General features: G+C 58.4%; 14 protein-coding genes and 1 riboswitch. Of the genes, 7 read left to right on the top strand and 7 right to left on the bottom strand.

The features are described from left to right. Position 1: 1 nt before the first annotated feature. From CLV83_RS22660 to CLV83_RS22840, 5 genes are all read right to left on the bottom strand, one after another. Positions 2 to 955 carry an META domain-containing protein gene (locus CLV83_RS22660; RefSeq protein WP_207894672.1) on the bottom strand — a complete coding sequence of 318 codons (954 nt, stop codon included), beginning with the start codon at positions 953 to 955 and terminating at the stop codon, positions 2 to 4. Positions 956 to 986: 31 nt separating this feature from the next. After that, the gene (locus tag CLV83_RS01595; RefSeq protein ID WP_165900208.1) at positions 987 to 2,120 is read right to left on the bottom strand and encodes an LssY C-terminal domain-containing protein; all 1,134 of its coding nucleotides are present in this window, start codon (positions 2,118 to 2,120) and stop codon (positions 987 to 989) included. A gap of 158 nt (positions 2,121 to 2,278) precedes the next feature. Then, positions 2,279 to 4,333, bottom strand: coding sequence for a GspE/PulE family protein (locus CLV83_RS01590; RefSeq protein WP_132286558.1), 2,055 nt, complete (start codon positions 4,331 to 4,333; stop codon positions 2,279 to 2,281). 2 nt (positions 4,334 to 4,335) lie between these two features. Then, on the bottom strand, positions 4,336 to 4,746 hold the full coding sequence (locus tag CLV83_RS01585) for a hypothetical protein (RefSeq protein ID WP_132286555.1): 411 nt from the start codon (positions 4,744 to 4,746) through the stop codon (positions 4,336 to 4,338). A gap of 45 nt (positions 4,747 to 4,791) precedes the next feature. Then, complete coding sequence (locus tag CLV83_RS22840) at positions 4,792 to 5,667, bottom strand: pilin (RefSeq protein ID WP_132286552.1); 876 nt, start codon at positions 5,665 to 5,667, stop codon at positions 4,792 to 4,794. A 227-nt stretch (positions 5,668 to 5,894) separates the two neighbouring features. Between CLV83_RS22840 and CLV83_RS01575 the strand changes: the two genes are divergently transcribed. The 6 genes from CLV83_RS01575 (at position 5,895) to folE2 (ending at position 14,616) form a co-directional block, all read left to right on the top strand. After that, on the top strand, positions 5,895 to 6,452 hold the full coding sequence (locus CLV83_RS01575) for a flavodoxin (RefSeq protein ID WP_132286549.1): 558 nt from the start codon (positions 5,895 to 5,897) through the stop codon (positions 6,450 to 6,452). 37 nt (positions 6,453 to 6,489) lie between these two features. After that, positions 6,490 to 6,704, top strand: a riboswitch (cobalamin riboswitch). Positions 6,705 to 6,872: 168 nt separating this feature from the next. Further along, positions 6,873 to 11,261, top strand: a complete 4,389-nt coding sequence (locus CLV83_RS01570; protein ID WP_207894670.1) for a cobaltochelatase subunit CobN — start codon at positions 6,873 to 6,875, stop codon at positions 11,259 to 11,261. Next, positions 11,261 to 11,740, top strand: coding sequence for a MotA/TolQ/ExbB proton channel family protein (locus tag CLV83_RS01565; protein ID WP_104002829.1), 480 nt, complete (start codon positions 11,261 to 11,263; stop codon positions 11,738 to 11,740). The genes CLV83_RS01570 and CLV83_RS01565 overlap by 1 nt, the downstream gene beginning before the upstream one ends. Then, entirely contained in the window at positions 11,740 to 12,033 is a 294-nt protein-coding gene (locus CLV83_RS01560; protein ID WP_132286546.1) for a DUF2149 domain-containing protein, read from the top strand. Before CLV83_RS01565 ends, CLV83_RS01560 begins: the two co-directional genes overlap by 1 nt. A gap of 101 nt (positions 12,034 to 12,134) precedes the next feature. Continuing rightward, positions 12,135 to 13,514 (top strand): hypothetical protein, encoded by a 1,380-nt coding sequence (locus tag CLV83_RS01555; protein ID WP_132286543.1) that lies wholly within the window; start codon positions 12,135 to 12,137, stop codon positions 13,512 to 13,514. Between the two features lie 148 nt (positions 13,515 to 13,662). Then, positions 13,663 to 14,616, top strand: a complete 954-nt coding sequence (gene folE2, locus CLV83_RS01550; protein ID WP_132286540.1) for a GTP cyclohydrolase FolE2 — start codon at positions 13,663 to 13,665, stop codon at positions 14,614 to 14,616. A gap of 19 nt (positions 14,617 to 14,635) precedes the next feature. On the opposite strand, the gene ggt is transcribed toward folE2, so the two are convergent. After that, positions 14,636 to 16,378, bottom strand: coding sequence for a gamma-glutamyltransferase (ggt, locus tag CLV83_RS01545; protein ID WP_424399116.1), 1,743 nt, complete (start codon positions 16,376 to 16,378; stop codon positions 14,636 to 14,638). A 293-nt stretch (positions 16,379 to 16,671) separates the two neighbouring features. Between ggt and CLV83_RS01540 the strand changes: the two genes are divergently transcribed. Further along, complete coding sequence (locus CLV83_RS01540) at positions 16,672 to 18,318, top strand: methyl-accepting chemotaxis protein (RefSeq protein WP_132286534.1); 1,647 nt, start codon at positions 16,672 to 16,674, stop codon at positions 18,316 to 18,318. A 145-nt stretch (positions 18,319 to 18,463) separates the two neighbouring features. On the opposite strand, the gene CLV83_RS01535 is transcribed toward CLV83_RS01540, so the two are convergent. Beyond that, positions 18,464 to 18,934 (bottom strand): GFA family protein, encoded by a 471-nt coding sequence (locus tag CLV83_RS01535; protein WP_132286531.1) that lies wholly within the window; start codon positions 18,932 to 18,934, stop codon positions 18,464 to 18,466. Positions 18,935 to 19,006: the final 72 nt, after the last annotated feature.

Raw genomic sequence — 19,006 nt, 5'->3', positions numbered from 1 at the left:
CTTAACGTTTGCTGCACTGTACCGGTTCTTCACCAACCAGGGTATAGCTGGCCTCCTCCCCTTTGGTCCAGAACTCAACGCCCTGTCCGAAGTAGCGGGCACCACTGGCGACAACGGCCTGTAACAGTAGATGCTGGCTCTGACCATCGCCCAGCACCAGTGCCGGTGTCAGGGTTTCGTTATAGAAGTACGCCGTGAGCAGGGTGCCGGTGTGACAGCTGTACAACACCGGCGCGGGAACCTCGGTGCTGCCGGTACGGACTTCCAGTTCCGTGATACGACGCTGGTACTCCTCACGGGTACAATCGCTGGCGTTTTCCGCTTTCCAGCACTCATCCCGACCTTTGATCCAGCCGCGCTGGGTCGCTTTCAGGGTTGGGATCTCCTCCGCGGGAAAGGATTCCAGCGCCTTGCGATAAAGCTCATCAAGCCTAAGATCCAGGCCGGCCAGTTCCGCATCGGTACAGATCAGCGTCTGTACACTGCCCTCAGCCTTGGAGCAATCGAAGCTCGGACTCACGGCGCTCTTAAACTTCAGAATCGCACCGTCAGCCAGGGTGGCCAGATACAGATCGCCATCGCGTATCACGTAGGATCGGATGTAAGTCAGATCCTTTAAAAAACGGCCATCAAGACTGTCATCCCCGCAGTAGCGCCGGGTTACGGCCGCCGGCCCCAACGTAATCCCCGAAGGCGGTGTATGCTCCCAGGTACCGAAACCGCGATTGCAATCCGCCTGCACCAGCACCTGCCCGTCTGCAGTGAATTCCAGCGTGTAGCTGTGCCCTTCCCTGGGCCTGTACACGCTGTCATCCATGAACTGGATCTCGACCAGCGCCCAGGTTTTACCAGTCAGCTTATCCTCCAAGGCGGGCAAAGTGCCGCTACCCTGCTCGGGCGTAACGCTGCAGCCGGTTGCCAGTAGCACAGCGGCAACCATAAATCCCGGTTTCATAGTATCTCCCTCCAGGCCTAAGCCCTGCTGATTATTCGCGATAGAGTCGTCGTACCGGCGGGTCAACCCAGTTAAAGAAGCGCACATCTTCCATATTGCTGGGGCGACGATCGAACTCCAGCACCGCTCTCAGACCATCGGTAATATAGGGATCGCCGGTCAGGTTATAACCCGGCTGACCCAAGGTTTTCTTACCCACCCCGCGCACAAACCCCAGGCGCTTGAGTCCCATAGAAAACAGCATGTCCTCGATAAATGCAGTTCGGGTTTCATCCAGATCGGGATCGATCTTGTGCGTGGTAAATGTAGGCGTATGCAGCGTAAAGCGCACACCGATATCTCGACTGATCTGGCCAACCCAGACCTCCTTGCCCTCAAAACGCAGATCTGTGAGCCATAACCGAAGATGATTACGCTGATGAATAGTTCCCCTCGCCTTCTGCAGTGCTATGTCCTGTTTGCGGCCATCGTAGTAAAGGTTGCTGACCGGCGAATAGCGGTAGTGCTTGCCGAAAAGAAAGGAGTTCACTGTGCGCCAGATAGAACGCAAATAACTCTCTTCGGCATAGTGCCAGCCGCGGCGCACGAAGGGTGGAAAGAGATGCTCCGAGTTACCGATCACAACCAGATTCAGCGGATCGCCCTGGGTGTTTGGATCTTCACCGCTGGTACAGCAGGGTAACGCGCGCAACGCCTTGCGCAGGCCCGCTTCATCGATGACCTTCACCGACCTTTTCGCCATCTTTACCTCGGTTTCCCTCAGCGTTTGTGTTCTCAGTCCATCCAGTTCGAAATAGAAATCGAAAAACTTCGTCTCCTCCCTACTGAGCAAGTCGATATCGATCTCCTTTTCATCCTCATCCAGGTTGACGAAAAAGATTCCGCTACGCGTGGACTGGGGAGGTATCGGGTTGAAAAAACTCATCCGCGTAAAATAGTTATCGACCTGTTCATTGTACGCAGGCTGCAACCAGCGGTGGGCGCTGTAGGCCACTTCATGGGGCGAAAAATATTCGGGGTCCAGTGCGGACGAGAGCAGCCAGTAAGGGTGGTTATCGTTGTTGCGTACCCTGACCCAAACCGGCTGAACCTGCTTTGCGGAGAGATCGATATCGAACAGCTCACGTCCCTCCTCCTCGCTGAGGACGGACGCTGTAACATTCACATTGCCCTGAGTCCGGCTTTGTGCTCTATCATGAAAGGAGGAGAGCTCAGGGTTCGGTTTGAAACTGACACAACCAGCGAGAACTGCAAGAAGAAAGACCAGGAGAAATGACTTAGCGAGCTTACACTGCATAAACTCCCCCCGATTTTCCCAATGCTCTAGAGATCCACGGCTGCCACACATAGGCGGCGGAACTGCTCTTCATCGATCGGCCAGACACACCACTCAGCGTACCCCCGCCAACGCAGATAATCCTCTACCTCTTTATTCGATGCAGAGAGCACCATAATCACAGGCAACCCGCACCAGGACATATGGGTGCGCAGCTGTTTGAGGTAGTTCACCGGGTCCCGGGCCACATCCACATAGACGATCAAGCCGAACACCAATGCGTCCCGACGCAGAATCTCCGCGCCCTCTTCACCCGAATAAACGCGAATCAAAGGCCGGTCTATCAGCGAGCCGATGCGGCTGGAGACCTCGTCATCGGCGCCGAACAGCATCAGCCCTGGCTGTTTGCGCTGGAACACATTGTCACTGACAGAGCCCAGGGCATCACTGGTAACAGCAGGATCGATTACTTTCCAGAAGCCAGCGCCCAACACACGAGTCACCTCCTCAACCGTGGTCAACCCTGAGGTGATCTGATGCCAGGCCACCGTAGCCAGATTACGTTCAAGCTTCACATCAGCCGAGCGCAGATAGTTATCGGTACGAAGCAGACGTCGATCCTCATCACTGGGCGTGTAGACTTCAACCAGCGGTATGCGGCCCTTATAGCCGGTGTTATTGCAGGCGTTGCAACCCACTGCTCTGAACGTTGGCTTCTCCTGAACCGCGTTGGCGAACAGAGTTTCGATCGGCGTCAGATCATCCTCAACCCTTACCGCACAAACCGGACAGACCCGTCGCACCATTCTCTGCGCCACCACAGCGGTGAGGCTGTCTGCTATCTGTCCCTGAGTCACGCCCAGGTCTACGAGTCGCTGCACGGTGCCCAGGGCATCAATAGTGTGCAAAGTAGAAAACACCAGGTGGCCGGTCATCACAGCACGCATCACCATGCTGGCGGTGGGTTCATCACGCACCTCCCCCACCAGAATGACGTCAGGGTCCTGCCGCAGCATGGACCGCAGCACGGTATCGAAGCTGCGGCCATGAGTCGTATCGACCTCTATCTGGCTGATACCTGGCAGGCTGTACTCGACCGGATCCTCCGCCGTCATTATGTTACGTTCCGGCGTGTTGATACCGGCGAGCAGGCTGTAGAGGCTGGTGGTTTTACCCGCCCCGGTTGGGCCGGTAAACAGAATCAGGCCCTGGTTCTGACGGCTTAACAGCTCCAGCTGACGCTGCTCACGCAATGGAAAGCCGAGACTGTCGGATGAAAACTTGCGGTTTTTATCCAACAGGCGCAACACCAGCCGGCTATCTTCACGGCTGGGCAGTACAGAAACCCTGAGGTCGTAAAGCTGGTCGTCGACACTGGCGCTGAGGCGTCCATCCTGAGGTGTAGTATGGTTAGATGTATCCAGGCCAGACTGCGTCATCACATAACGCAGTACTGCGTCCTTTACCTTTTTAGGCAGGCTTGAGCCGCGCACCATCAGACCATCGACGCGATAGCGAATGAGTCCGCCGCCAAGAAAATTCTGGATATGAACATCACTGGCGCGCATCTTGACGGCCTCGTTCAGTATCATCTTGGCAATCTGGCTGATCAGTTGATCCGTGTCTGCGCTGACCTCCAGATCCTCATTGTCGATCCACAGATGGCGGGTTCCCAGACTATCAAAAGCCGAATAGTGCAGGTTGAGTACATTGGCTATCTGCTCCGGCGGCGCAAACGCAAGCTCCGTCTTACGGCCGATGCTGAAAGCGATCTCCTGTTTTATGGTCTGATCAAAAGGGTTGCTGACCGCCGCAACCACCTGGTGCTCACCGATCTCCGCCAGCACCGCATGCAGCCGCCGCGCCGTCGATTCCGGTAACGGTATATCCTTGGTGGAGATCACCTGTTCGTTCAGATCCACCACCGGCACACCGCTGCTTTCCAGAAGCTCGACCAGTTCGCTGCCCGGACGCGCCAGCGTTCGGCAGATGACGCTCCACGCCTGTACCTGATCATCCGGCAGTTCCAGTGATTTGAGAGCCTCGGCTTTTTCCGGAACCGCCTTACCCAGGGTGACCAACATCCAGTCCAGTGCAGACATCTTTACTCTCTCGTCAGGAATACTTCACGGGCGACCATCGACCTGCTGCGATCGAGGTAATAAAGGAGATACCGACCATAGGACTCTTCCACCACGCCGATCGTCGCAACCAGCACCGGGGAGCTAAAGGGCGCGGTCATCGGAAGCCCCTCAATAAACCTGCGCTCCAGTTCCTGCTGGGCCTCGTCATAAAGCGAGTCGATCTCCATGGCCGTCACAGGACCACCATGAATCCCCAGAGTTTTCATCCAATATCCCGCTTCATAGAAAACCAAGGCGACTACCACACCCCAGAGCAGCAGGGTGCTCAGTTTCTTGCCGGTGCTGGCACCTGCTGGCTTGATCGGCTTGGCACCGGGGCGAGCCGCCTCAGAAAGCGCTGCCTTGGAGATGTACTCATTTATATCTGCCATCCAACTGACCTCTGGCGATACTTGAAAACTAGGGTTGATGGGCTATCAGCGCGGATACCAAACCCCGTTAATAATTTCGTCTGGATGCGGACACATGGAGTAGTGCCCCGAGTTGTAATAGTGCAGATTCCCTTTATTGGTGTAGCAGACCCCAGGAATCTGCGCAGGCGGCCGCGGCCGCGTTACGACGGACGAAGACTGCCCTGCAGGATTAGTACCTTGCTGTTGCTGCTGTTGAGTAACAGTGGATGTCTGCGTTTGAGAGCCGGCATTACCTGTGGACGCAGTTTGAGTTGAAGCGGGTAACGGCTGAGGTTGAGCCTGAGGAGTTGCCTGCGGCTTAAGCGGAGGTTGTTGCTGCGGCGCCAACTGAGGTTGCGCCTGGGGCTTGAGCGTAGGTTGGGGGTTCGGTTGCGGATAGGCCGCTACCTGCTGAGATCCGGTACTTGTCTGATGCACGCGCAGAAGTGCCGTTGGATCAATCAGATAAACCGCCAGATACGCGCCCGGCCGAAAGGTGTAAACCAGGTTATCAGGTAACTTGTAGCGCGCTTCATCGACAATATGAGTGCCACGCTCATCGATGGGATAAAAAACGGCCACCGGATAGCCATTGGCATCCGACTTCACCAATGACTGAAAATGCGGCACCAGCAGGTTGCCGGAGTTCATATTTAACGGATCCGGCCACTTATTGGATGGCGGCGGAGTCTGCAGCTGATCGGGCCAACCTGCGGTGGCGTTATGCTCCGCACTCATCAAACGCAGGGCATCGATATTGGTCAGTAGTTGAGATGCCTGTGCGGCGTAGATGTAATGCCGGTAAGCAGGGAGCGCGATAGCCGCCAGAATTCCGACTATGGCCAGGGAGATCATCACTTCAATCAGCGTAAAGCCCGCTGCTTCTCTTCTTGTTTTCATCAACACAGCTTCCAGATGCAGATGGCGTATAGATATACGCAAGGTGGCATGAAAGAGATCTGTCTAAAACCTACTCACAGAAATAGATATCAGCAAGTACTAAATCATTCATATGGCATCTACTTTGCAAAATCCTGATCTGACGCTTGGGTTTGGTTCCCAAAGCACCTAACTGCGGGCGAAAACACGTGTTACGTGTCGGCTTTCCTACGAATAGAGGGCTTACTATGAACAAAATCGGCATTTTTTTCGGCACCGAAACCGGCACCACCCGCCTGATCGCCAAGAAAATCTACAAACTGCTCGGCAGCGACATCGCCGACAAGCCGATCAACGTCAACCGCATCACGCCGGAAGATATGCTCAAGTACGATGCACTGATTCTCGGTACGCCTAGCTATGGCGAGGGCGACATTCCCGGCAAGGGCGTCTCCGGCTGCTTCGAGCCTAACTGGGGTGAGTTTCTGGCGCAGTTCGGCTCGCCCGATCTTAGCGGCAAACGCATCGCCATGTTTGGCTTGGGTGCCCAGGAGCGCTACTCCGAGCGTTTCGCCAGCTCGCTGATGGCGCTTTATCAGACCTTCGCCATGAAGGGCGCGACGATGGTTGGAGATTGGAGCACCGAGGGTTATACCTTTGAATATTCGGCAGCCGCCATCGTCGACAGGTTCGTAGGCCTTGTGATCGACCAACGTACCCAGGGGATGCTGACCGACGCGCGGCTCGAACAATGGGTTGAGCAGATCAAGCCGCAACTGCTGGAGTCATTGGAGTCTGCAGCCTGAGAGCTACCCTGCTTGCGATCCCGACCGCCTGCCGGTAATCTGCCCCGCAATTGCAGGTGCCCCGCTGCCATTCCAGCGCGGCGGGGATAATCGGGAAGTCAGGTGAAAATCCTGCGCTGCCCCCGCAACGGTAACGAAAGCCAAGCGCCTCATCACCGCCACTGCAGCCTTTACGCTGTGGGAAGGCCGAGCGCGCCGTCTATCCAAAGACACTTTCCAAGCCCGGAGACCGGCCTGCCAGATGACCGCCCATAGCGGTTATCTCCATGCGCATCAGGCGGGGTGTCCCTGAAACAGCATCAGTATCCGCGACCCGGAAGACCCTTGCGTCTACCGCAGCGGAGAGCCTGTATCTGTTCCAAGTTCCGACGGTTAATCCCAGTACTTGCCGGTGCGTGTAGATCTTATTCAGGAGTCTGCATGCGCAACCGTTCATCTCTATCACCTGCTCCAGCCCTCACTATCTGGCTGACAGCGCTGTTCTGCCTGTTCGCCAGTGCGATGTTCAGCCAGGTTCAGGCCGCCACGCACAGCGCCGTGGCGATCGTCTCAGACCGCTCAGCCCCGGTGATGGCGGCCGGCGCCTACCGCTTTCTGGAGGATCATCCGGATGCGAGTATCCAGATCCGCAGCGTCGCCCAGGTAAACGAGATGGACGATGCCGCGCTGGAAGCACTGATCTCACCGGCGGCAACGCTGATCTATGCCGGCGTTTTCGGCGCGCCGGTTGAGCGCCTGCTGGCTCTGCCTGTCCAAAGCGACCAGCAGCGGCTGGTCTTTCACAGCGACCGACGTCTCTATGACCTGCACAAGGATGCCGAAGGTGGCCGCTTCACCGGGCTAGATGCAGAGACCAAAGAGAAACTGTTCAGCCGCCCGCCGACGGATCAGCCCTTCCCTGAATGGCTGGCGCAGCAGAAACAGGCGCTGCCGCACTTTAACCACTGGCTCGACGCGCGCAGCTACTGGCAGAACCGCAACGCCGGCAATATCCACGCGCTCTGGCAGCTGCTGCTGGACCCGAGCGCGGAACCTGCCGCCGCCAGAGTGAATGCACCGGTACGCGCCTATCTCAATACCAGGCCGGTCGAACTGGAGGAGCTGGCAGCTGCCATGGAAGATCGCGATACCCTGTTCGTGCTCGACCACCAGAGCGGCGATCTGCCCGGCAACTGGAGCCTGCACCGCAAACTTTGCAGCCAGAGCGAGCTGCAGTGCGTGACGCTGCTGGCAGCCTGGGGCGCCGGCAGCGAAGAGGCCATCGAGCAGATCCAGGCGCTTGCACCCAAACAATCCGCCTGGGCGATCCTGTCGGTGCAGGACTTCGTTATCGGCGGCGGCGAAGGTCGCGAAGCGGTCAGCGCCAGGCTCAGTGAACTCAACGTGCCGGTGTTCAAGGGTATCCGTGTCGACGAGTACAACGCCGACAGCTACGCGCTTTCTGCCAACGGCCTGCCTGCCGACTCCGTGTATTATCGTGTGGCGATGCCCGAGCTGCAGGGAATCGGCCAGCCAGAAGTATTGGCACTCTCCACCCCTGCCAAAGTTGACGAGGTGACCGGCGCGCGCCTGATTCTTTCACAGCCAATCGACAAGGCGGTGGAACGTATTCTTGGCCGTATCCAGCACTGGCTGGCGCTGCAGCGCAAGGACAACGCCGACAAGCGCGTTGCCATCGTCTATTACAACCATCCGCCGGGACGCCACAATATCGGCGCCGACAACCTCAATGTGCCCGAATCTCTGTGGCAGATTCTCAACGCCCTGAAAGACCAGGGCTACGCTACGGGCACCCTGCCGCAGTCGCCCGAAGCGCTGCTGGACCTGCTGCAGGAGCGCGGTGTCAACCTGCCCGAGGATCGTCATGCGCTGGAGCAGATGGCACCGCTGGTCAAAGGCGTAAGCAGCGAGGATTACCGCCAGTGGTTTGCCACCCTGCCGGAGACAGTGCAACAGGAGATGGTGCGCGGCCCCCTGGGCTACTTGCATACCCGGCTGAAGCCGCTGCTGTCGAGCAACCGCGCCCAGCCTATCGACCCCGGTGTACACCAGGAGATGGCCACACTGATCCAGCGCAGCCTGGGCGATCTGCGCCACGCCCTCGACGGCGTGCGTGACCAGCGTCGCAGCCGCGCCCTGGATCTGCTCGATCAGCTCAAAGACAGCTACACGGTTCTGCTTGGCGACGATCTTGCCGACGAGCAGCGCATTAACCAATGGCAAAACGCCGGTGAACTGGTCACGGCGCTGGTGCATATGGGCATCGAGGGGATGCGCGGTTGGGGCGAGGCACCGGGGCGCAGCATGATCTGGCAGGACCGTATGCTGCTACCGGGTCTGCAGTTCGGCAACATCTTTGTCGGCCCGCAGCCGCCGCGCGGCTGGGAGCTCAACGAAGAGCTGCTGCACGCCAATATGACTTTCCCGCCGCCGCACCAGTACCTGGGCTTTTACCACTACCTACGCGACGACTTTAAGGCCGATGCGCTGATCCACCTGGGCCGCCACTCCACCTACGAATTTCTGCCCAGGCGCAGTGTCGGCCTCGGCGAAGATGATTACCCATCCCTGGTGCTCGGCGACCTGCCCAGCATCTACCCCTATATCGTCGACGGCGTTGGCGAGGGAATTCAGGCCAAGCGGCGCGGCAAGGCGGTGATCATCGACCACCTGACGCCACCACTGGCGGTGACCGAGCTGTACGACGACCTGCTCAGCGTACGTCAGCTGATCGAAAGCGCCGAAGCAGCCAGCGATCCGGTTACCCGCCGCCGTGCGGTGGAAGATCTGCGTGAACGGATCGATAGCCTGGGGCTGCGTGAAGAACTGATCGCCAGCATGGATGAAGAGCTGAAGGTACGCGGCATCGGCTTCGACCAGGTCGATGACGAGTTCCTGCTGCATGAGGTCGGCCACTATCTGACCAAGCTGCAGGAGGCGTTCATGCCGCTGGGGCTGCACACCTTCGGTCGCCAGTGGGAGCCGGACGCCATCGACACCATGCTCTCCTCCATGGCGGACAGCGACAACATCAAACCCCAGTGGCGCGATAACCTGACCCGCTCGCCGCAGCTGGAGATGGATGCGCTGATCAACGCGCTCAACGGTGGTTTTGTGGCGCCAGGCAAGGGTAACGATCCTATCAAGACACCGGAGGCACTGCCTACCGGGCGCAACTTTCACGCTCTGGACGGCAGCCTGCTGCCGACGCCACTTGGCTTCAAGCTCGGTGCCGAGCTCGCGGCCGATGCGCGCAGCAAGCCGATGACCGAGGCGGAACGGCGCAAGAAGGAAGCGGTGATCCTATGGGCCTCCGACGCAGTGCGTGATGAAGGCGCGATGATCGGCTTCGGCTTCGATATGCTCGGCGTCACCCCGGTCTGGAACAGTCGCGGCATCATCAAGGGGCTGAAACTGATCCCGCTGGATCAGAGCCGACCGCGCCGTCACGATGTGCTTTTTACCACCTCGGGGCTTTTCCGCGACCTGTACGGGCGCCAGCTCAAGTGGCTCGACGAAGCAGTCCTGCTGAGTCTCGCGGCCAGCGAAGAGACCATTCGTCGCGACTACCCGGCACTGGACAGCGCTCTGACAGGTGCTCTGGAGCCTCTGACCGAATACACAGCCGGCAATGAAACCCTGGAACAAAACCTGATCGCCGCCAACTGGGTTGAAGAAGCACGACTCATGCTGAGAAACCCAACGGCCAGCGCCTCCGAACTGGGCCGCCAGGCATCGCTGCGGGTATTCGGATCGGCACCGGGCGCATACGGCGCGGGTGTGAACCGTCTGGTGGAGCGCTCCGGCAGCTGGCAGCAGCGTCAGGAACTGGGCCAGGCCTATATCGCCCGCCTTGGCCACGCCTATGGCATGAGCCTGGACGGGCTCAGCGCCCAGGATCACTTCAGCAACCAGCTCAGCCAGGTGGGTCGCAGCTATCTCGGTCGCGCCAGCCACCTGTACGGTCTGATCGATAACAACGATGCCTTCGACTACCTCGGCGGCCTCAACCTGGCGGTGGAAACCGTCACCGGCGCCCCGCCCACCAGCTACGTGATTCAACATGCCGACGCGGATAACGCCCGTCTCGACCCGCTAGCCCAGGCGCTGGGTAGCGAGCTGCGCGGCCGATTCCTTAACCCCCAGTGGATCAAACCGCTGATGGACGAGGGCTACTCCGGCGCCCGCACTATGGGCAGCGAGTTTATCGAGTACCTCTGGGGCTGGCAGGTAACCAGCCCGGAGATCATCCAGTCCCGTGTCTGGGATGAGGTGAAGGCTGTCTACCTTGATGACCGGTTTGAACTGGGCCTAGACGAGTTTCTGCGCGAGGGACACAACCAGCAGGTGCTGACCAATATCCAGGCGGTAATGTTGGTGGCGGCAGAAAAAGGGTTCTGGCAGACCGATGATGAAACCCTGAACCAGCTCTCCCGCGACTTCGCCCGCTCGATTATCGAGCATGGCATTCCCGGCAGCGGTCACACCCACCCCGACCACCCGGTCTACCAGTTCGTCATGCCAAAGCTGGATGCCGACAGCGCTCAAGCACTTCAGCAGTTGCAGGCCAACAGCCGCATGCCTGAAACGGAATGGAAGACGGACAGCGAGCCAAGTCATATTCGGGAGATCAGCCTTCAGGATCAGCAGGCTTCCGAGCCGGACAGCACTGACGCCGAGGCTGCGGATAACAGCGACAACACCCAGGCCCAGTCCAGCAACACCCTTGAGCTATCAGTGCTGATCGCGCTGGCGCTGTTGATCATGTTTGCCGGCCTGCTTCGTGGCCGCATGGGAGGAAAACGCTGATGCTTTCATCTTTCTCACTCAACCTGATGCACCAGATCACCAGCCTGCTGCTGGAGCCCGTAGTCTGGGGCCTGGTTTTCCTTCTGTTGCTGAGCATCTGGGAGATCGGCCTCGCCTTTGGCGAGCGCTGGGGCGGTTTGCAACGCCTGCTGCACGGTGGCGATATGAGCACAGCGCTGGCGCAGGGGCGCCGACGGATCGAACGGGCGGACTTCATCACCCGCCTGTCGCCGATGCTGGGCCTGATGGGCACCCTCATCCCGCTCGGCCCCGGCCTTGCGGCCCTCGGTGATGGCGAACTGTCGGTGCTGACCACGGCGATGACCGTGGCCTTCGATACCACGGTGATGGGCCTGCTCGGCGGCATTATCGGCTTTGTGCTCGGCCGCCTGCGCCGCCGCTGGTACGACCGGCTGATGGAACAGCTGGAGGCTATCGAACAGCAAGCCGGTTCAGCCGATCTAAGGGAGGCTGCCTGATGAGTTCACGCTGGCGCAGTAACCGCTTCGACCAGGAGATGGACGAACCCCTGGGCCCACTGGCCAACCTGATCGACCTGATGCTGGTGTTCGCCTGCGGCCTGATCGCCGCGCTGGTGGCGCAAAGCCCATCGCTGGCGGAGCACTTCAACAGCAAGCGCCAGGTCAGCGAAGGCCGTGAACTGCCGCAGATGCCCAAGGGAATCAATGGCGAAACAGGTGCAGGCTATGAATCGGTGGGCCAGGTTTACCGTGATCCGGAAACCGGCAAACTGATTTTGATCGGCGATTAACGCAGCTAGTTAGAAACCTCGCCAGAAAACTCAAAACTGTCTGCTGCCCGCTATTATTCAGGGAATGAAAACCGTCGTTAGCGTCACCGCGGAGCCCTGAGATGAGACTGGCGTTATCCTGCATCACTCGGAAACAGGCGGCTAGCCTGCTGCTTGCCGTTGTCCTTCTGACCGGCTGTACAAGCCTTAATCTGACATCTCCGCGCCCCAACCCTGGGGCGCAGCTAAGTGCCAGCGATGAGATCTCCGCCACGACCGATATGGATATGCTGGGTCTGCAGTCACTGGTGATGTCCATGGCTGACGAATACGTTTCATCCGTCTCCGAAGTTGCCTTCCTGCACCTGCGGCCCAAGGCCCAAACCAGCAATGAGCGCGTACTGATCCAGTCATTCATGCGCAACAGTTTCGGCGCCGCCACCGAGATAGCCGCTGGCCGCAACCCCGATATTGGACTACTCGACATGCTAGTGCTGGTGACTCTGCAGCGCGAAACCTTCGAAAACTACTGGATTCCCAACATCTGGGGAGAAGAGCGCGGTCGCGATGCCCTGGCCCAGCTGAAAAACACGGAACGTGGTCTCTGGCAACGCTCATCAAGACTACTGTCCCCGGATCAGCAGGCTACCCTGCGCCGCCTTATCGATGCCTGGCTTGAAGAAAACCCTGACCGCCTTGTCGTTGAATTGATTCGCTTCGATGAGTTTGCGGATGCCCGTGGCATGCCTCAGAAACAACAACGGGATGCCGCCGTAGGCCTGCTGAAAGAGATCAACAATGCCGTATCAGCCATTGACGAAGCGCTGCTCTTTGCAGAGCGAGCCCTGTGGTACACCGGCCGGCTAACTTACATTGCCGGGGAGCAGGCCGAACTCTCGGCTTACCGTATACTGGCAACGCCGGAAGTTCAGGAAACCCTTGCGCAGTTTGACGAGCTGCAACAGACACTCAACGCCTTTCAGGTCACACTGGCCTCCTACCCTGATCATCTCGCCCAGGTGGAACGCAATCTGTTCGAAAACCTGAGTGCCGAGCGCAAACGCGCTATCGACTATCTATTTGAGCGGATCGCCCAGGAAAGGGCCCAGATATTCAGCTCTGTTTCGGACAGCAGCGGCCAGGTAAAAGAGATACTGCCCTCCTCCCTGGAGCTGATCAACGCGTCGGCCAACCTGGCCTCGATGACCAACGAGGCACTGATTAACCTGGACGGATTGATGGCACGGATCGATACGCAATTTTCCTCTACACCGGATGCCGATAAAGACTTTTCTGCCGATGCGCTGGAACTGGTGAGCGCATCGAGCCAACTGGCCAGCCAGTTACAACTATTGCTACCCAGGCTACAGCAGGACCTGGATACAGCGGAGCGTTTCTCCACCAATCTCGTCGACTACCTTTTCTGGCGGCTGGTCGCCCTGATCGCTTTCATTTTCTGCGGTATCGCCGCGCTGCGACTGATCCCTGGACGCAAAGCCTGAATCGCCAGCGTATGCGCGAATAGCAACTTAAAGTGCACGCAGAGCCCTCCGCTCTGGTGGACAAGCGAATGATCGATCTACTGCGGACAAAAGAATTAAATGTTATTTTATAACATAACTATTAATTCAACCGTCCAAGAGATTCAGGATGAACAGCCTCAGCATCACACCAAATCATCTTCCCGATATCGCATCCTCCGCCAAAGCCGGTATCAGTAGCCGGCTGGACTGGGTCGGCATGTCCGGTATGGCTCTGCCTCTGCAGATTATGGAAGCCGAACGCGGTTCTCTGCCGCTGCAGGGCAAGGCGGATATTCATGTCGATATCGCCCGCCCGGAGGTGAAAGGGATCCATATGTCGCGGCTCTATCTGCTGCTGGAGCAGCTGGCGGAATCCACACCGCTGTCCCCCGCGGTATTGAGCAGCTTTCTCTGGCAGCAACTGGAGACCCACAGGGATATCAGCCATGCCGCAGGCCTTTCCGTACAGTTTCCCTACCTGTCGCGGCGCCCTGCACTGAAAAGCGAAAACAGTGGCTGGAAGGAGTATCCAGCCGCCATTCATGCCAGGCTACAAGACGATCTGCTGATCGAGCTGGAACTGGCAATCCCCTACTCCAGCACCTGCCCCTGCTCCGCCTCTTTATCCCGCCAACTGCTTGTCGAGGCACTGGACTCGGACTTTGCCGACCGGGCCAGGATGACGCTGGAGGAAGTCAGGGAATGGCTACTAACAAATGGCTCCCTGGCGACGCCACACAGCCAGCGCTCCTGGGCGAAGCTTAAGCTGGCTCTTAAAGAAGACGCCCCAGCCTTTGAGATCGAGTCACTGATAGCCGCAGTGGAAGGCGCGCTGGGCACACCGGTGCAGACGGCGGTCAAACGGGAGGACGAACAGGCGTTCGCCCGTTTGAACGGCAGCAACCTGATGTTCTGTGAGGATGCCGCACGCCGCATCAGCCAAGCGCTTTCCCAGCGAGACGAGGTGAAGGATTTCTGGATCAGGGTGGAGCATCAGGAGAGCCTGCATGCCCACGATGCGGTCGCGGTGGTTACCGCCGGTGTCCCCGGCGGCTACCAACCGTCTTTAAGACAGGGCTGACGCTGAAAGAGGTCGCAGCTCAGTATCCCTTGGCGGAAGAGGTGCTGCGACGCGGGTCGGCGCCGCCATAAAAGGTGCCATCCTCACCGACCATGATCGACTGAATCGCCCCCATTGCCGTTTTCTGCACGACCGTATGGCCCATGCCCTCGAGCAGCTTGATGGTATCGGGGCTGATCCCCTGCTCAATACGGATCTCGTCCGGCACCCACTGGTGATGGATACGCGGTGCATTCACCGCTGCCTGAATATTCAGGTTATGGTCGATCACGTTCATCAGCACCTGCAGGGTCGTGGTGATAATGCGCGAACCGCCAGGGCTGCCGGTGACGATAAAGTTTTTCCCCTCCTTCTTCACGATGGTGGGCGACATGGAGCTGAGCATCCGCTTGTTTGGCTCGATCTTGTTGGCCTCACCGCCAATCAGCCCATAGGCGTTGGGCACACCGGGCTTGGCGCTGAAGTCGTCCATCTCATTGTTGAGCAGGAAACCGGCACCATCCACCACAATGTGGGAACCGTAGCTGAAGTTGATGGTGTAGGTGTTCGATACTGCGTTGCCGTACTTGTCGACGATGGAGAAATGAGTGGTCTCGTTGCTTTCATAGGGTGCCGGATTGCCGGGTTTGATCTCTACGCTGGGCGTGGCTTGCTCCGGGTCGATCTGCTGCCGCAGGCTGGCGGCATAATCCGTGGAGGTCAGCCCCTTCAACGGCACATCGACAAAGTCGGTATCCCCCAGGTACTCGGAACGATCCGCATAGGCGCGCTTCATCGCTTCGGCCATCAGATGGATGGTTTTCGCCGAGTTCAATCCGCTGTCGCTGATCGGGAATCCTTCAAGGATATTCAGGATCTGCACGATATGGGTACCGCCGGAGCTGGGCGGGCTCATGGAGTAGATATCGTAGCCGCGGTAGTTGCCGTGCACCGGCTTGCGGATCACCGGCTGGTAGTTTTTCAGATCTTCATGGGTGGTCAGGCCGCCGCCGCGCTGCATCTCGGCCACGATCAGGTCGGCAGTTTCGCCTTCGTAAAAGCCTTTCACACCCTGCTCGGCAATACGCTTGAGTGTCGCCGCCAGATCCTTCTGCACAAAAAGCTCGCCCGCTTGATAGAGGCTGCCATCCTGCTTGAAGAACACCGTGCGACTGGATTCAAACTGCTTCAGACGTTCCGCCTGAGACTCTATCCCCTGGGCAAAACGGGGTGGAATCACAAATCCCTCGTCCGCCAGTTTGATGGCAGGCGCCAGCGCTTCTTTCAGGCTGATGGTGCCGTACTTATCCAGCGCCAGCGCCAGACCGGCCACGGTTCCCGGCACACCCGCTGCTTTATGAGTAAAGCGGCTGCGATCGGTAACCACCTCGCCGTTTTCATCCAGGTACATATCGCGACTGGCCGCGGCCGGCGCGGTCTCACGATAATCGATGGCGTTGACCTCACCGCTTTCCTCCGAGGAGACCAGCATAAAGCCGCCGCCCCCGATATTGCCGGAGCGAGGCTGGGTTACCGCCAGCGCAAACGCCGCCGTGACGGCGGCATCTATTGCGTTACCGCCCTCTTCCAGCACGCGAAGCGCCTCATCGGTGGCGAGGTAGTGACTGGTCACCACCATGCCGTTGCGCGCCTCCACCGGGACGCTGCGATCACCTTCAAGGATCGCTTCTGCTCTCACATTGGCAGCGCCGCTAAGCGTAATGCTGGTAAAGAGCGCCATAGCCCCCAGCATTTTCGCGCCAGACCTATCCATCATCGACATCGCCTTCATCCTTATTTGCCAAGACTTGCAGACATTACCCTCAGCGTAGACCGAAAATCGCTACCACCGCCATGTTGCCATCTCGCCGCCAAAGATCGCTGCTACTCTTCACAGATACGCAACATACATTTTTTGCTACGGCTGTAATTACCGCTCAACCAACCGGGAGCACTGGCCGATAACCCCAACTGTGTGAGATTTTTCCTGTTTCCAGGGCAACCTTTTGATAAGGCAGTAAATATTCTCACGTTGCGACACGCAGTCCCACAGACACCATAGCCAAGGAAAACCCGATGCTAGGGAAGCTTAGCCTTAAAGCCCAGTTCACCACCGCTGTTCTCGTACCCTGCCTGACGCTGATTCTTATCGGCTGGGGAGGCCTTCGCAGCCTGCAGGCACTGCAGCAAGACACCCTGCTGCTGTCACAAAACACCAGCAATCCAATGCGCGCCCTGGCAGAAGTGGCATCGCGAATCCCGCGTATGCGCGTAGGCATCGATATGATGCTGCTGCAAAGCATCGACGATCTTAAAGATGAAAAGGGGTTGGTCACGCGGATCAGAGAAACTCGGGAGGAAGATATCCCGGCGATGGTTCAGTCACTGACTGACGCCCGCGATGCTCAGGTAAACCCGGGCGACCGAGCGGAGCTTCAGAAGCTGCTCGAGCTGTTTAACCGTGTGCGGACCAATACGCTGAGTCCGATGCTCGACGCGCTAGAGCAGGGTCGCATGTCGGAAGCACACCGTCTTTATCAGCAGGATTATGCGAGAAGCTATGGCGACATGCGCAAACAGGTGAACGATCTGCTCGACAAGCAGCTCGCTAACGCCCACGACATCTACAACCACAGCGAACATAACTATGTCAGCAGCCGCAATACCCTGATTATGCTGATCGGTGCTGCGTTGCTGATCTCTGTCGTCCTTGCCGCTATCATTCTTATTCGTCTTAACAACCGGGTTAAGACGTTGAAGTCTCACATCAACCAGGCTGTGACCAACCTGGATCTGTCACAACGGGTTGGACTGACCGGCCGCGACGAGCTGGCGGATATCGGCAGCGACTTCGATACCTTCACCCAGCGCATGAACGACACCCTTAGCTCCGTGGCTGATAATTCCCAGCTCCTGGCCAGCACCGCCGCCGACGTGGCGATGCGGGCGCAGCAGACCCTCAATAACTGCATGCGTGAAAACGACCGCTCGACCCAGATTGCTGCGGCGATCACCGAGCTTGGTAGCGCCGTGGAAAGCATCGCCGGCAATGCATCTGACGCAGCGAATGCGGCTCAGGATGCCAATACCGAGGCTAACAGCAGCAGTGAGATCATCAACCGCGCCCGTGATAACGTCAGGGCACTCTCAACCGAACTTGCCGGCGTCAGCACCCAGATCGGTTCTCTCGCCACTGAGGCGGAAGCGATTGGCAGCATTCTGGAAACCATCCGCGCCATCTCCGAACAGACCAACCTGCTGGCACTGAACGCTGCCATCGAGGCGGCACGTGCCGGCGACCAGGGCCGCGGCTTTGCGGTGGTTGCCGACGAGGTTCGCAACCTGGCCAGCCGCTCCGCCGCATCGGCCGATGAGATCCAGACCATGATCGCCAAACTGCACCAGCAAACCAGTCTGTCAGTGCGGGCGACCAATGAAAGCCGCGACCAGAGCAATACGGTGGCGGAACAGTCGACTGAAACCACCGCGGCGCTGGACCGAATCGTCCGCCATATCAGCAGTATCAGCGAAATGAACATTCAGGTGGCCACCGCCACGGAAGAGCAGTCGATGGTGGTGAACGACATGAACCAGAGTGTCGAGGAGATCAGCATGCTCACCGCCGAGACCACCCAGATTGCCGACCAGCTGTCCGAGTCCAGCCGTCAGTTGCAGGAGCTCTCACACCAGCTGGATCGTCAGGTCAAACAGTTCCGTCTGTAACTGTAGAGATAGTGCCTGCGCAACAGGCACGATTCAGATCGAAAAAAAGACCGCGCCCCGCAAATGAGTGGGGCGCGGTCTTCTTTTACACCAAGCACCAGCCAGCCCCGACCGTCGATATTTCGATTGGCAGAGCGGTCAAGACTCAGCTTACCAGTCCGTTACGCTCATGCCACTGGGCCAGGCTCTCCTCCGGATACTCCTCAAAACACTGGTCGTCTTCGTCGGCATCGACCGGCACCCAGCTGGCTTTGCTGGCCAGCATCAAATGAGTGCGCTGCGGCGGCACCGGCAGCTCGGTATCGATGGCGGAAGCAAAGGGATGGATCAGCTCCGGCCAGCGGCTGTCATAGACCCAGAGTGCGCTGCCACAGGTGGCACAGAAGTGACGCTCGGCGTTACTTTTCTCATCGTTGATGCGGGCGTGATAGATGCTCAGGTTTTCCGAGCCCTCTACCTCCAGGGATTCGGCTAGCGCCCCCAGATTGATAGCAAAGCCGCCACCGCCCGCCGTCTTGCGGCAGATAGAGCAGTAACAGAGGTTGTACGGATAAGGGTGAGGGGATTCAACACTGAAGTGCACTGCGCCGCAGTGGCAGGAACCTTTGAGTAGCATGGCGTCTCTCTCTTATATTCGACACCCTAACTCTAGACTCGAAAATCGGCTCCTGCCTCCTGAACGGCGCTT

The organism is Marinobacterium mangrovicola (assembly GCF_004339595.1).
GTDB lineage: Bacteria > Pseudomonadota > Gammaproteobacteria > Pseudomonadales > Balneatricaceae > Marinobacterium_D > Marinobacterium_D mangrovicola.
The sequence above is the reverse complement of the archived record's forward strand: the minus strand, read 5'-3'. Positions and strand labels throughout refer to the sequence as shown.